Genomic DNA, 14176 nt, shown 5'->3' with positions numbered 1-14176 from the left:
GGGCTAGCGCAGGTCGTCGGGTCCGGCGCCGATGATGGCCGGGTCACCTGAATGGGTGGCCCAAAGGGAATCGCGCCGGACGATGCGCCAGCCTTCCGGGCGGCGCATCCATTGATCGACATATTCCCCGTTGGAATCGACAACTGGCCCGGTGTGATCGTCCACGCGCTGATGCCGGGCCTGCACGTAGGCGCGACTGGTCGCACGGTCACCGTCAACGTCGATCAGGATGCTGCCGAGCAGGTGCTGGGTCCCGCCGCACTTGTCGAGAAAGCTCCTCATCAGAGTGCGCAAGGTTTCTATTCCTTGCTGTTCCCCGCCGGTGCCATAATCGAAAGTGAGGTCGTGCGCGAAGACATCGCCGAGATCGTCCCAGCTCTTGGTGTCGAGAATTCGCGCGAAACGGGAAAGACCGCGCGTAATTTCGCGTTCGTCCAGCAGGGCTTGCAGTGTCTGGTCCATTATGCCGGCTCCACTTTGCTGGCGTGGACATCGACGACGAACATCCGGGTCGCGCCGCGATCCAGAAAGTTTTCTTCGTCGGCCGCAATCCTGGCCGCCACGTCCGGTTCGGCGGAACGGGCGAGGAAGCGCTGGTGTGCTTCCTTGTCCTTGAGGCAGATCTCCGTGACGACATCGACATCCGATGCTGTGCCGTTCGCGGCAGTGAATGCGCCCTCCTCCTGAAAGAAGTTACGGCGGTATTCGATGATGTCGGGCAAAAGGCTCAAAATCAGCGGAGCGTGGTTCTTCTCGTAATATTCGATGAACTGCTCACGCGTAAGATCGGGCTTCCGCTTCAGCAGAGCTATGCATTTGATCATGGTTTCACTCTCCGTGGTCTATTCGGCATCAACGCGGAGACGCGTAAGCCGGATTTCGGCGATGCGCCATTCGCCTTCAAGTCGCATATAGCGTTCATGATAATGGCCATATCCGTGCATCCTGCGGAACGGGAGGGAGGAATTTTCGGCAGGCCACAGCTTGTCCTCCATCGCCCAAACCCCGTGCGCTGTATCCGGCGATTCCACAGTGATTTCCGGCATATGCCCGTGATGGACAGTCACGACATCCTGCAGGATCGGTGCGAGTTTCGCCACGTAGGCTGCGGCACCGTGCGTCAACTGGCTGTCGTCGTTGCCGCCAGTTGCCGCGCGGAAATCGGCCACCAGATCGGGTGCGAACACGGCTTCCAGGCCGGCCCAGTCCTTCATGTCCATGCAACGGAAATAGCGCGCCTTGAGTGCGCGGATTTCCTCCACCGCTTCGAGCTTGTCGAGCCTGTCCATCGCTGTCCTCTCCGAATATATGGCTTTGGCCGCGTTCGGTGCGACCAGCACGTTCTTGCGGGTTTGATATGGGCCAATGAACCTGCTGTCCATTGTTCTAGCGCCTTGACGCACGCCTTCGTGGGCGAAAGGATCGGTTTGCACTTGCACAAGGATGTGCCGACATGGCTTTGACGAAAGCGTTCCGGAGGCGGCTTCCTTGGGTGATCGCCGCAGGGTTGATCGTGTTTGCTCTTGCTGCCTGGCTGGTGCTGGGCGCCGGGGCCACTGCTGTCGAAACCGCGGAGGTGGAACAGGGCCCGGCGGTCGAGCTGGTCTATGCCACGGGTTATGTCGAGGCGCGCCGTCCGGTATCCGTTTCGGCGCGGCTGACCGCACCCGTCCGGCAGGTTCTGGCCGAAGAAGGGGCTCGCGTGAACAAGGGGCAGGCGCTCATCCTGCTCGACGATGCAGAACAACGTGGCCTGTTGGCGCAGTCCGAAGCGCAGGCGCGCGGGGCAACCTTGGCCGAACAGCGGGCTGTCAGCCTGTTCCGGCAAGGCTGGGTGACGCGAGCCGCGCGTGACGAGGCCGTGGCAGCGGGCCAGGCCGCGCGCGCTTCTGCCGCCGCTCTGCGTGCCCGTCTGGATCAGACGACCGTGCGTGCGGGAATTTCCGGCGTAGTGCTTAAACGCGATGTCGAACCGGGCGATCTGGCGACGCCGGGCAAGGAATTGATGCAGTTGGGCGATCCCGGCAGCGCGCGGGTGACTGCCACAGTGGACGAACGCGACATTCCGCGCGTTCAGGTCGGCCAGAATGTACTCATGTCGACTGATGCCATGCCCGGTAAGGTGATCCGGGGGCAGGTGACGGAAATCACGCCGGGTGGTGATCCGACCCAGCGTGCCTTTCGTGTGCGGATCGGATTGGATGACGCATCGGCGCTACCGTTCGGGCTTACGCTGGAAGTCAATATTGTCACCGGGCGCCACGACAAGGCCCTGCTGGTCCCGGTCGGGGCGGTCGATAGTGGGCAGGTGTGGCTGGTAAAGGATGGCCGTGCCGTGGCGCGTAAAGTCGGCATCGGCATAGAAGGTGCGGAAAAGGTTGAGATCCTGTCCGGCCTTGCCGTGGGGGACAGGGTTGTCGTCAATCCGCCCGATGGGCTGGAGGATGGTGACAGGGTTCGCCCATGATCGGGCGCTTCGTCTTTCTCGTTTCTATCGCTTTGCGCCATCTTTTGCGCCGACGCCGACAGACGGTAGTCGCTGTCAGTGGCGTTGCGGTAGGCGTGGGGTTTTTTCTTGCCGTTTCGGCACTGATGGTCGGCAGCCAGAACGATTTCGTGGATCAGTTGATCGAGTCCGCACCGCATATCATCGTGTCCGATGAACTGCGCAGTCCATCTCCCCAGCCTGGAGCGAGGGTCTTTGGTGACGGTGCGGTGGACTTGCACGGTTATAAAGTTCGCACTGAAGTGCGAGGGATCAAGGACTGGTCGGCGATCGTGGCGGCGGCTGACGCCATCCCCGGAGCGCTCGCCTCGCCCAGTCTGACTGGCGGTGTCACATTGCGGCTGGGTGGCCATGAAGAAGCCTTGGCGATAGTCGGCGTCGAGCCTGAGATCGAAACGCAGATCAGCACGATCGAGGATCAGCTGCGTGTCGGACGCCTGCGGGACCTGGAGAAGGTTCAGGGCGGGATTATCATCGGGGAAGAACTGGCCTCGCGTCTGGGCGTCAATGTCGGTGATATCGTCGCTGCCAGCACATCGACTTCGAAAGCGCGGTCGATGCGGGTCGTTGGCCTGTTCAAGAAAGGACAGGCGCAGCTTTCCTCCAACAGTGGCTACGTTCTTCTGCGCGAGGCGCAGTCGATGTTGGGCCGTCCGTTCATCATCAATCGTATCGGTATCCACCTGTCGGACCCCTATGCGGCAGAACGTGTCGCTGCGCGGCTGGAGCAGCGGTTCGGATACAAGGCAGAGAGCTGGCAGGAGCGGTCGTCCGAATTCCTGTCGCTGCTCGTAACGCGTAACGTGATCATGTATTCGGTCGTTTCAGCGATCCTGCTGGTGGCGAGCTTTGGTATCTATACAGTTGTTTCGAACAGTGTTTCGGACAAGCAGCGGGATATTGCCATCATGCGGTCCATCGGCTTTTCCGAACGTGACCTGCAACTGATCTTCGTGATCGAAGGAATAGTGCTGGCCGCAATCGGTGTGGTGGCGGGCTGGATGCTTGGCTATCTCCTGATGGAGATACTGGGCTCTCTGCGCTTTCCCATTGCAGGGGAAGAAGAAAGCATCCCGCTCGACCGTGGACCACGCCAATATGCGATTGCGGCGGGGGCATCGTTTCTTGCCGGTGTGGTCGCCGCCTGGTTGCCCGCCCGCAAGGCTTCGCGGGTGGACCCGGTCGATATCCTGCGAGGTGCGGTATGACCGGCATCCTCGAGGCTCGCGGTCTCGGGCGTACTTTGCCGGGCGAACGGCCGATCACGCTGGTGAAGGGAGTCGACCTCGCGATCGAGCCCGGTTGTTTTACGGCGATTGTCGGGCCTTCGGGCTGCGGCAAGTCGTCGTTGCTGTATCTGCTGGGTCTGCTGGACCGGCCGACTGAGGGCGAACTGCTGTTCGAAGGGCGGGAAATGAGCGGGTTATCCGGTGACGAGCGAGCGCGTGTCCGCCTCGAGCGCTTCGGTTTCGTCTTCCAATTCCACTTCCTGTTACCTGAATTCACCGCGCTGGAAAACGTCATGATCCCGATGCGGCGGCTGGGTCGGCTGGATGGCGAGGAAACGAAGGCCAGAGCACTGGCCTTGCTGGCGGAGATGGGGCTGGAAGGGAAAGAGGGCAAGACGCCTGACAAGCTGTCTGGCGGAGAGCGTCAGCGGGTGGCGATTGCGCGCGCCCTGGCCAATGATCCGGTGCTCATTCTTGGCGATGAACCGACTGGTAATCTCGATAGCCACAACAGTGCTCGCGTAGTCGAAACTCTCCTTGCTCTCGCTCATGAGGAAGGGCGCGCGATTGCCTGCGTGACGCACGATCTCGATATTGCGGAGCGGGCGGACATCAGAATCGAAATGCTCGACGGGAGGGTGGAACGGATCGTCGACAATCGAGATACGGGCAGGGCACCAAACGCGTAAACTGTTACGAATCTGCGCCAGCGGCAACTTGCCATTCATCCCGCCATCCCTACATTGGCGGGACATTATCTAGGACGGCGAACATGAGTGACAGGCAAGAGCCTAACGGCAACCCGAATCCTTGGGCAAAAAGCCTTCTGGTATGGGGCGGGATTTTCCTTGCCTTGCTGCTTATCGTTTCGATGTTCGGGGCGGGAAGCCAGCCCAGCGGCGTACAGATCCCCTATTCCGACTTCCGTGAGAAGGTTGCCGAAGGCAGCGTGAGCAAGGTTGAAATCGGGGAAGACCGCATCACCGGCATGCTCAAGAACGACCAGCCGTTCACGACTGTTCCCGTTCCGGGCGATACCAGCCTGCCGAAATTGCTGGAAGACAACGATGTCCAGTTTGAAGGCAAGGCCACCGAACAGCCTAACCTCCTGCTCTACATTCTCGTCCAGTCGCTGCCCTTCCTGCTGATTCTCGGCGTGGCTTTCTTTGCGCTCCGTCACGTTCAGAAAGGTGGCGGGTCCGGTGCGATGGGTTTCGGCAAGTCGAAGGCCAAGCTGCTGACCGAACGGCAGGGCCGGGTTACGTTCGCGGATGTCGCAGGCATCGACGAAGCGCGTGAGGAACTGCAGGAAATCGTCGAATTCCTGCGCGACCCACACCGCTTTTCAAAGTTGGGTGGGCAAATACCGAAGGGTGCCTTGCTGGTGGGTAGCCCGGGCACGGGCAAGACCTTGCTCGCCCGCGCGATCGCGGGTGAGGCAGGCGTGCCGTTCTTCACCATTTCCGGTTCGGACTTCGTTGAAATGTTCGTCGGCGTGGGTGCTTCACGCGTCCGCGATATGTTCGAACAGGCCAAGAAGAATGCGCCGTGCATCGTCTTTATCGACGAAATCGACGCGGTGGGCCGCCATCGTGGCCATGGTCTCGGCAACTCCAACGATGAACGCGAACAAACCTTGAACCAGCTTCTGGTTGAAATGGACGGGTTCGAAGCGAACGAGGGCATCATCATCATCGCCGCGACGAACCGTCCCGATGTGCTGGACCCTGCATTGCTGCGTCCGGGCCGGTTCGACCGGCAGGTCGTGGTGCCGGTGCCCGATATTGACGGGCGCGAGCAGATCCTGACCGTTCACATGAAGAAGGTTCCGCTGGCGCCGGATGTCAATGCGCGCACCATCGCGCGCGGCACGCCGGGGTTCTCCGGTGCCGACCTCGCCAATCTCGTCAACGAGGCGGCTCTGCTGGCCGCGCGGCGCAACAAGCGACTTGTTGCGATGCAGGAATTCGAAGACGCGAAGGACAAGGTCATGATGGGGGCGGAGCGTCGCTCCATGGTCATGACCGATGATGAGAAGAAGATGACCGCTTATCACGAGGCGGGGCATGCGCTGGTCTCGATCAATGAGCCTGCATCTGATCCGATCCACAAGGCGACGATCATCCCGCGCGGTCGTGCATTGGGCATGGTCATGCGCCTGCCGGAACGTGACAATTATTCGTACCACCGGGACAAGATGCTTGCGAATCTCGCCGTCAGCATGGGCGGGCGCGTGGCGGAAGAGATCATCTTCGGCCATGACAAGGTTTCGTCGGGCGCGTCTTCAGATATCCAGTATGCTACTGGCCTTGCCCGCAACATGGTCACCAAGTGGGGCATGTCGGACAAGCTTGGCCCTCTGCAGTATGAGGAGCATCAGGAAGGCTATCTCGGCATGGGTGGTTCGCAGCGTCTGATGGCATCGGATGAAACGAACAAGCTGATCGATTCGGAAATCCGCGGGCTGGTCGATACGGCTCACGCCCAAGCGACCGAAATCCTGAAAAGTCAGGAAGACAAGCTGCACCTGCTTGCACAGGCTTTGCTGGAGTATGAGACGCTGAACGGCGAGGAGATCGACGAGCTGCTCAAGAGCGGCAAAATCGACCGGCCTGAAGAGCCCAAGGGGCCGGCTGCAATTCGCCCCGTCCACGGTTCCGCCATTCCCAAAGCGGGCAAGCGTTTCAGTGGTGGGCCCGGAGGCGCGGCACCTCAGGGTGTCTGAAGCGAAGCATCACGGCCTCTTCTTCTGGGAAGCGGGTAATTACGGGAAAGCAAATCGGATCGGGTACGCGCCCGGTCCGATTTGCACCTCAGCCTTTTGCTTTCGATACCTTGGCCAGCTTCTGTTCGATAGCCAGCCATAGCTTCGAGAAACCGGCCCCGGCCGGGCTATTGGGTGCGAATGCCCCTACCGGGCATTGCCGTACGGCGCATTGTTCTACCGCACTGGCATACGGGATCGCGGGCCAATCGGGATTGGCGTCGCGCGCCTGACGGTGAAGGGTGCGCCGCATGTCGAGCATGGAATGCACCGGCAAGATAGGCGGGTGGCCTTTCCCGTCAGCCTGCACCTGTGCCACCACAAGTTCCAGAGCGCGCGCGGACAAGGGGGAAGGAGGCAAGGGAACAATGACCAGATCCGCCGCACGCAATACCTGAGCGCTGACTTCATTCAATACCGGCGGACAATCGAGCAGAATGCGATCATAGTCCTTGCCGAGATTTTCGGTCAGTTTCGCCAGACGCCGCCGTTTGCCGATATTGAGCAATTGCGTGTCGAGAGCCCGCAAGCTTTCGTCGGCGGGCAGGATATCGAGCTGGGGATAGGCGGTGTGGTGGATCAGCTTCGCCGGATCACGCTCTTTCGAAAAGACCGTTTCCGCTGCTTTACCGGCATCGGGATCGATCCCTAGCAGGAAACCGGCTCCGCTTGCCGCGTCGAGATCCCACAAGAGAGTCCGGCGGCCGGAAGTGACGGCGGAGTTCCATGCGAGGTTGGCGGCCAGCGTGGTTTTGCCGACGCCACCTTTCACGCTGTAAATCGCGATTGTCGCGCCCGATTTTCCGCCGCCGCTTTGCTTGGGCGGTTTAGGGGCCCCGGGAATCCGGGGCAGGGTTCGCGATGCTTTCGTCAATGGACCGTTAGGTGCCTGCTCAGCCTTCGTAATCGCCGCCGATCGAAGTGTTGCGTACCGGCGCCGATGCAGTGATCCGCAGAGCTTCCGCAGACTGGCTCAGCGAACCGATTTCGTCTGCTTCATCCTCGTCATCGGGCAGAACGCGCTGCAGCGATTGGGTGAGGCTTTCCTGCAGGTTCTTCGGCCGAATCGTCTGTTCGGCGATTTCACGCAGGGCCACGACCGGATTCTTGTCCCGGTCGCGATCAACAGTGAGCTCGGTACCGCCGGAAATCTCCCGTGCACGCTGGGCGGCCAGAAGGACGAGATCGAAACGGTTGGGAACCTTGTCGACGCAATCTTCGACAGTAACGCGCGCCATGGGCACTCCGGAAAAAGTTGGACCTTGCGGGAAAGCCGGTTCACTACGGGGATGACGGCCCAAAGTCAAGGTTTTCGGCTATGATGGGTGGGACCGGTATTGTTACGGGAAGTGGAGACGGACAGCGCGCATGGATGCCATCTACAGCGATCCTGCTCCCTTTTCAGTCGAATCTCACGGGCATGAACTGACCTTCTATCCGGCAGGAAGCGACCGGCTCGAGGCTCTACTGAAATTGATCGGCAGAGCGACGCGAACGCTCAAGCTCTGCTTCTACGTTTTCGAAGAGGACAAATGCGGACGTCTCGTCCGTGATGCATTGGCAGAAGCCGCACGAAGGGGAGTCGATGTCACATTGATTGTCGACCGTTTCGGTTCGGATGCGAGGGAAGCCTTCTTTGTCCCTCTGGTGGAGGCGGGGGGCCGCTTCCATTTTTTCAGTCCGCGCTGGTCGCGCCGCTATCTTATTCGGAATCACCAGAAGATCGTCATTGCCGATGGGGAGCGGGCGATGATCGGCGGTTTCAATGTGCAGGACGATTACTTTGCCCCGCCAGAGGAAAATGGTTGGCACGATCTGGGAATGCGCTTGGTCGGAGATGCTGTTGAGGGGCTTGAGCTCTGGTTCGATCAGCTTGCCGCATGGACGGCGGAACCCAAGGCACAATTCCGCGCTATCCGGCGCATGGTGCGGGAATGGCGGCCAGGCGATGGCCCGCTGCGCTGGCTTATCGGTGGCCCCACCCGGGTACCCAGCACCTGGGCGCGGCATGTGAGCAAGGATATTTCCCGAGCCCGCAGGCTGGACATGATCATGGCGTATTTCTCACCTGCACCGTTCATGCTCGGCCGCATTGCACGGTTGGCGGAAGGTGGGGAAGTACGCCTCCTGTTGCCATGCAAGTCGGACAACGGAGCGACGATCGGAGCATCCCGATCACTTTATCGCCGGTTGCTGAAGCATGGTGCCGGAATATGGGAATTCAGCCCCTGCAAGCTGCACACCAAGCTGATTGTGGTGGACGATGCCGTCTACATCGGCAGCGGCAACTTCGACATGCGCAGTCTCTATCTCAATCTCGAACTCATGCTCAGGATCGAAGACGCGGCGCTTGCGGAAAAAATGCGTGACTATGTCAGCCTGCATCTTCCCGCGTCAGAGCATATTACGCTGGCCGTCGACCGTTCGCGCCGGACGCTGTTCAACCGGCTTCGCTGGCGACTGAGCTGGTTCCTTGTGACAGTGCTCGATTACTCGATAACCCGGCGGCTCAATCTCGGGCTGGGATCGGCCCTTTTGCCGAGGGAAGACCATCAATCATAGGCTTGTGCGGCATAGGAATCGTCCGCCAGGTCACTGAAGCGCGTGATCTTCGCTTCGAAGCGTAGCCGCACTTTGCCGGTCGAACCGTGACGCTGCTTGGCAACGATCAGTTCCGCCAGCCCGTGAACCCGCTCCATTTCGGCGGCCCAGCTGTTGTGTGCCTCATGCGCCTTGGCGTCGTCGTCACCTTGTGGAACCTTGGGCTCCTTGGCGGCAACGTAATAGTCCTCGCGATAGACGAACCAGACCATGTCCGCGTCTTGTTCGATAGAACCGGATTCGCGCAAATCGGACAGCTGGGGGCGTTTGTCGTCCCGCTGTTCGACCGCACGAGAGAGCTGTGACAGCGCGATTACTGGCACGTCGAGTTCCTTGGCCAGTGTTTTCAGGCCACGACTGATTTCGGAAATTTCGTTCACGCGATTGTCTGTCGCCCGCCCGCTGCCTTGCAGGAGTTGCAGGTAATCGACCACGATCAGGCCGATATCGTGCCGCCGCTTCAGCCGCCGCGCCCGCGCGCGCAGGGCCGCAATCGAAAGGGCAGGAGTGTCGTCGATATAGAGCGGCAATTCGGCCAGACGCTGGCTGGCATACGAAAGCTGCTGAAAATCGTCGCGGCTGATTTTCCCCATGCGCAGCGATTCGCCGCTGATTCCGGCCTGCTCCGCGAGAATACGCGTGGCTAGCTGGTCCGCGCTCATTTCCAGGCTGAAGAAAGCGACTGCCGCGCCGATCGATTCCTTTTCCACGATGCCGTCCTGCCGGTCGCGCAACAGGCGGTCTGCGGCGTTGAAGGCGATATTGGTGGCCAACGACGTCTTGCCCATGCCCGGGCGCCCGGCAAGTATCACGAGGTCGGAATTGTGAAGTCCACCGATTTTCTCATTCACACTGGTAAGGCCGGTCGTCGTGCCGGAGACGTGGCCACCGGAATTGATCGCGGTTTCGATCATTCCGAGCGCCTTGTAGGTCGCGGTGCCGAAACTTTGAGCCTCGTTTCCGGAAGAGGCACCTTCGGCAACAGAATAGAGCGCTGCTTCGGCTTTTTCGACCTGTTCCAGTGGAGCGACTTCGTCGGATGTGTCCAGGGCCCCTTCGACCAGGTTCCGCCCGACAGAGACCAGTTCCCGCAGTAACGCGAGATCGTAGATCTGTTCCGCCAGTTCGCGAGCGGCAAGCAACCCCTGGCCGTCTGCGGTCAGGCGGGCGAGATATGTGATACCGCCCAGTTCCTTGAGCGCTTCATCGCCTTCGAAGTAGGGTTTCAGGGTAACCGGTGTCACTACGGCCTGGCGGTCGACCAGTGTTAGGATGCGCTCGTAGATCCGGGCATGAAGCGGCTCGAAGAAATGGTCGGCCCGCAGAGGAGTGCGCAAATCCTCTATCACGCGATTGTCGATCAACACCGCGCCCAGAAAGGCGGCTTCCGCCTCTATGTTGGATGGCAAGGCACGCATCGAGGGGGCATTGTCGGAACGGATCAGGAGGTCTTCGTCAGCCATCGGCCCGCCATGCGCTTCGCACAGGTTCCGCGCAAGGTGTGCGGGGGACGAATGGCTTGTGGATATCGGGGATGGATGATCCCTCTTGCCCCATATGGTGCCCATCTGCGAAAGCAGGCTCCATATCATGCCCGATCATCGAATCTCCCACATCGAACTCGACGATGCGACCATCATCTGGCGCAATGCCGATATCGAGCAGGAACGACGGATCGCCATCTTCGACCTGATCGAGGAAAACAGTTTCAAGCCGTTGCGTGCGGCAGAGGCCGGGCATGCCGGGCCGTGGCGGTTGTTCCTTTCGGTTACGGATGGGCGACTAGTAATGGAAATCCGTAACGAGGTGGATGACCCGATCGAAACCCTGCTGCTCGGACTGGCACGATTTCGTCGGCCGATCCGCGAATATTTCGCGATTTGCGATTCGTATTATCAGGCGATTCGCAAGGCGAGCGCGCAGGAGATCGAAACCATAGACATGGCCCGGCGCGCGATTCACGACGATGCCGCACGGCTGCTGCTGGAACGGCTGGATGGTAAAGTGGACACCGATTTCTCGACTGCTCGACGGCTTTTCACCCTGATCTGCGTCCTGCACATCAAGGGTTAGGAAGGGGGCACGCGATCATGGGCAGGAAACGGAGCCTTGCCGCCCGGCTGCGCTGGCCTGCGGCATTGCTGTTCGTTTTGTTGATAGCCGCCGTGGCAGGCTGGTGGCGATTGATCCACTGGACACCATCGCGAGAGGCATTCCCCATGCAGGGCGTACTGGTGGAAGCGGGGGATGGTGCGGTCGATTTCCGGGCACTTCGCGCGATTGGTGCCGATTTCGCCTATATCGAGGCGAGCGAAGGGGAAAAGAGCCGCGACCCGGATTTCATTCGCTATTTTGCCGCCGCGCGGGCCGCCGGGCTGCAGGTGGGGGCAGTTCATGATTACGATCCCTGCATCCCGGCTGAACGGCAGTCAGCCAATTTCGTGACTGTGGTGGCACGCGATCCGGAATTGCTTCCGCCCGCCATCGCTCTTGAACGGACGGCGGAAAACTGCCCGACAAGGGTGAGCGAGGCCGCAGTCGAAAGCGAGTTGATGACCTTTCTCAACCAGGTGGAAGGGCATGTGGGCAAACCCGCACTGCTCAAGGTTTCACCTGCGTTTGAGCAGGCATATCATCTTGCCCCGCGGCTGGAGCGCAATCTCTGGCTTACCCGGACGTATTTCCAACCCGATTATGGCGGCCGTCCGTGGACTTTGTGGACGGCCAATACGATGCTGCATACGGAAGCGGGCAGCGAGCCTGTACGCTGGGTGGTGGTGCAGCTTTGACGGAGCAACAGTCATGAGTGACGATTCGGATCGCGACGAACTGGTAGTTGCGGCGAGACATGCGCAGGAAGACGCCTATGCCCCCTATTCAGGGTTGGGGGTCGGCGCGGCGCTGTCTTTCGCGGATGGCACTGTGGTTACGGGCAGCAATGTCGAGAACGCCAGCTATGGGCTCTCGCTATGTGCGGAAACGGTCGCTGTCGCGAAGGCCATGGGCGAAGGGCATCGTGGCGGATTGCAGGCGGTGGCGGTCTTTGCCGCTGCAGCGAAGCCGGTGACGCCCTGCGGACGATGTCGTCAGGTGTTGAATGAACTGGCGGCACTGGGCGATACGGACCCGATCGTATGGTGCGCCAACGATAGTGATGTCGTCGCAACCCGTCTTTCTGCGTTGTTGCCCCAGGCTTTCGGGCCGGATAGCCTGAGCTAGTCTTCAAGCCATTCCACCAGCGCGGCCAGGCATTCCCGGCCAAGGATCTTGCTGCGTTCCGGGCTCCAGCCCTGCGCAGGGTCAGGCAAGTCACGGTTGTCCTTGAACGGCATTTCCAATGTCATCGCGCAGGCACCGAATCGTTCTGCCACCTGATTGGTCGACATCGTCAGATTGGCCCGGCCGGGTGCCGACTTTGGGTAGCCCAGAGCAGTCTGGAAATCCGGCGTGCGCCGGGCAAGGATCGACTGGTAGCGATAGAATCGTTTACCCTGCTCGTCTTTCCATGACGGAATGCCTTCAAAGCCGGCGAGGAAAACTGCGGGAATTGCCTCGTCGCCATGCACATCCATGGCAAAATCGACACCGGTCTCGTCCATTGCGTTGCGGATTGCCAGCACTTCGGGCGATTGTTCAGCACTGGGTTCGTGCCATTCACGGTTGAGGTTGACGCCTTTTGCGTTGGTTCGCAGGTGGCCTCGGCAGGATCCGTCCGGATTGGCATTAGGCACGAGATGCAAGGTGCACTTTTCCCGCAGTACGCGGCCTACTGGATCGGCTGTATCGGTCAGGCATTCCAGGGCGCCTTCCATCCACCATTCGGCCATGCTTTCACCTGGGTGCTGGCGGGCATAGAGCCACACTTGCAACGGACCGCTGCCCATTTCGAGGCAGTCGATCGGTTGACCATCGATGCTGGTTCCAAGGCAGCGATAGGTCACGCCTTCACATGCCGCGCTTTGCGCGACCAGATCATGATGCCGTTCGATCGAATAGGGGGCGAAATAGGCAAACCAGACAATATCGCTCCCCGGCCGGTATCGAATTGTCAGCGTGCCGCCGTCTCTTTCCTTGTTCCAGATCGTGTCTGCGCGGCCCCACCATTCGCGATCTTCCGAAACACAGGCCTGGTAATCCGGCCATCCCGCTGGATAGGCGGCGGACGCCAGACCGGTAAGATGCAATTCCAGTTCACGCCCGGCCGCGCCGGAAACGCGAAAGTGGAACCATTGGTAAAAATCGGATTCCTTGTCCTTGCGGATCGTGAGTTTTGCTTCAGCGCCGCTGATCGACACGATCTCTATATTACCGCTGTCGAAGGCTGCGTTGATCTGGATGTCGCCATTTCTCACTGGATCGTTCACTTCACTTCTACCGTTTGACCTGACACGCCGGGAAAATTGCGGAACAATGCCTCAGCGAGCTTGGGGGCCCCGAGTTGCGTTCCGGCGAGTGGGGAGTCGCTCCTGACCGTGAAACGCGCGCGGCCTTCCCACACGGCGCTTCCGCTGGCGCGGTTGCGGATTTGTACCCACAATTCCGTTGTGACTTGTTCCGGTGGAGGGCCGGACAGGTCAATTCCAATGCCCATGCCGACTCCCGAACCGTAGCTGCCGGTGCTGCCGCCCACGCCGACACTGACGGGGCCTCCATCCCTTCCCGGGCGGAAGGAAGTCCGTTCGACACGTACCAACGCCACCTGCGCGCTGTCGCCGGTTGTTGCCTCGCGAAACCCGAGTGCGGTGAGCTGACGGGCGACAGCCATCTGGAAGCTGCGAAATTCGAGCGAGTCAGGATTGGCGCCAGGTGCGGCTTCCACGGCGATCGTGCCACGTTCAAAGAGAAGATTGTCAGCGCTCGGCTCGTGAAACCGTGTGACTTCGACTGGCCCGATAGGGGCGACGCAACCTGTCAATGCGGTGAGCCCGATCAGGGCTGCGGCAAACGGGGCCGGTTTCATCGCGGGTGTTTCCTCTCTCTTGTCATGCGCAGACTGTGCGGCGGTGTGTGCCGTCATGCAAGCCCGCTGGAAGATGAGGCTACGCGTGCCGCCGTTGCGACGAAATTAACCGAACG

At 60.4% G+C, this 14176-nt stretch carries 16 protein-coding genes; 8 read left to right on the top strand and 8 right to left on the bottom strand.

From position 1 onward, the window contains the following. Positions 1-3: 3 nt before the first annotated feature. From MB02_RS02240 to MB02_RS02230, 3 genes are read right to left on the bottom strand one after another with little or no spacing between them, the layout of a single operon-like run. Complete coding sequence (locus tag MB02_RS02240; protein WP_067531785.1) at positions 4-462, bottom strand: nuclear transport factor 2 family protein; 459 nt, start codon at positions 460-462, stop codon at positions 4-6. Continuing rightward, positions 462-824 carry an EthD domain-containing protein gene (locus MB02_RS02235; protein ID WP_067531783.1) on the bottom strand — a complete coding sequence of 121 codons (363 nt, stop codon included), beginning with the start codon at positions 822-824 and terminating at the stop codon, positions 462-464. Before MB02_RS02235 ends, MB02_RS02240 begins: the two co-directional genes overlap by 1 nt. A gap of 18 nt (positions 825-842) precedes the next feature. After that, positions 843-1382, bottom strand: coding sequence for a nuclear transport factor 2 family protein (locus MB02_RS02230; RefSeq protein WP_235829393.1), 540 nt, complete (start codon positions 1380-1382; stop codon positions 843-845). Between the two features lie 71 nt (positions 1383-1453). Between MB02_RS02230 and MB02_RS02225 the strand changes: the two genes are divergently transcribed. The 4 genes from MB02_RS02225 (at position 1454) to ftsH (ending at position 6460) form a co-directional block, all read left to right on the top strand. Then, positions 1454-2467, top strand: coding sequence for an efflux RND transporter periplasmic adaptor subunit (locus tag MB02_RS02225; RefSeq protein WP_067531781.1), 1014 nt, complete (start codon positions 1454-1456; stop codon positions 2465-2467). After that, a complete protein-coding gene (locus MB02_RS02220; RefSeq protein ID WP_067531779.1) occupies positions 2464-3714 on the top strand; it encodes an ABC transporter permease in 1251 nt (416 codons plus the stop codon). The genes MB02_RS02225 and MB02_RS02220 overlap by 4 nt, the downstream gene beginning before the upstream one ends. Continuing rightward, entirely contained in the window at positions 3711-4424 is a 714-nt protein-coding gene (locus MB02_RS02215) for an ABC transporter ATP-binding protein (protein WP_067531777.1), read from the top strand. The genes MB02_RS02220 and MB02_RS02215 overlap by 4 nt, the downstream gene beginning before the upstream one ends. A gap of 83 nt (positions 4425-4507) precedes the next feature. Continuing rightward, on the top strand, positions 4508-6460 hold the full coding sequence (ftsH, locus tag MB02_RS02210; protein ID WP_067531775.1) for an ATP-dependent zinc metalloprotease FtsH: 1953 nt from the start codon (positions 4508-4510) through the stop codon (positions 6458-6460). 88 nt (positions 6461-6548) lie between these two features. Here ftsH and MB02_RS02205 read toward each other — a convergent pair whose 3' ends face one another. After that, positions 6549-7343: a ParA family protein gene (locus tag MB02_RS02205; RefSeq protein ID WP_067532340.1), complete on the bottom strand. Its 795-nt coding sequence runs from the start codon at positions 7341-7343 to the stop codon at positions 6549-6551. A gap of 49 nt (positions 7344-7392) precedes the next feature. After that, complete coding sequence (gene rpoZ, locus MB02_RS02200) at positions 7393-7737, bottom strand: DNA-directed RNA polymerase subunit omega (RefSeq protein ID WP_067531773.1); 345 nt, start codon at positions 7735-7737, stop codon at positions 7393-7395. Positions 7738-7867: 130 nt separating this feature from the next. Between rpoZ and MB02_RS02195 the strand changes: the two genes are divergently transcribed. Further along, a complete protein-coding gene (locus MB02_RS02195; RefSeq protein ID WP_067531771.1) occupies positions 7868-9061 on the top strand; it encodes a phospholipase D-like domain-containing protein in 1194 nt (397 codons plus the stop codon). On the opposite strand, the gene MB02_RS02190 is transcribed toward MB02_RS02195, so the two are convergent. Then, the gene (locus tag MB02_RS02190; RefSeq protein WP_067531769.1) at positions 9052-10563 is read right to left on the bottom strand and encodes a replicative DNA helicase; all 1512 of its coding nucleotides are present in this window, start codon (positions 10561-10563) and stop codon (positions 9052-9054) included. The genes MB02_RS02195 and MB02_RS02190 overlap by 10 nt on opposite strands. 127 nt (positions 10564-10690) lie before the next feature. Between MB02_RS02190 and MB02_RS02185 the strand changes: the two genes are divergently transcribed. Genes MB02_RS02185 through MB02_RS02175 form a run of 3 tightly spaced genes read left to right on the top strand, consistent with a single transcriptional unit; the run spans position 10691 to position 12319 of the window. After that, positions 10691-11173 (top strand): UPF0262 family protein, encoded by a 483-nt coding sequence (locus tag MB02_RS02185; protein WP_067532337.1) that lies wholly within the window; start codon positions 10691-10693, stop codon positions 11171-11173. A gap of 17 nt (positions 11174-11190) precedes the next feature. After that, positions 11191-11889, top strand: coding sequence for a glycoside hydrolase family 25 protein (locus MB02_RS02180; protein ID WP_067531763.1), 699 nt, complete (start codon positions 11191-11193; stop codon positions 11887-11889). 13 nt (positions 11890-11902) lie between these two features. Further along, positions 11903-12319 (top strand): cytidine deaminase, encoded by a 417-nt coding sequence (locus MB02_RS02175; protein ID WP_067531759.1) that lies wholly within the window; start codon positions 11903-11905, stop codon positions 12317-12319. Here the strand turns inward: MB02_RS02175 and MB02_RS02170 are convergent. Beyond that, complete coding sequence (locus MB02_RS02170; protein WP_235829392.1) at positions 12316-13464, bottom strand: M14 family metallopeptidase; 1149 nt, start codon at positions 13462-13464, stop codon at positions 12316-12318. The genes MB02_RS02175 and MB02_RS02170 overlap by 4 nt on opposite strands. Continuing rightward, complete coding sequence (locus MB02_RS02165; protein WP_067532333.1) at positions 13461-14060, bottom strand: DUF4136 domain-containing protein; 600 nt, start codon at positions 14058-14060, stop codon at positions 13461-13463. The genes MB02_RS02170 and MB02_RS02165 overlap by 4 nt, the downstream gene beginning before the upstream one ends. Positions 14061-14176: the final 116 nt, after the last annotated feature.

Origin of the sequence: Croceicoccus estronivorus (genome assembly GCF_001625325.1) — a bacterium.
Taxonomy (GTDB): domain Bacteria; phylum Pseudomonadota; class Alphaproteobacteria; order Sphingomonadales; family Sphingomonadaceae; genus Caenibius; species Caenibius estronivorus.
The sequence above is the reverse complement of the archived record's forward strand: the minus strand, read 5'-3'. Positions and strand labels throughout refer to the sequence as shown.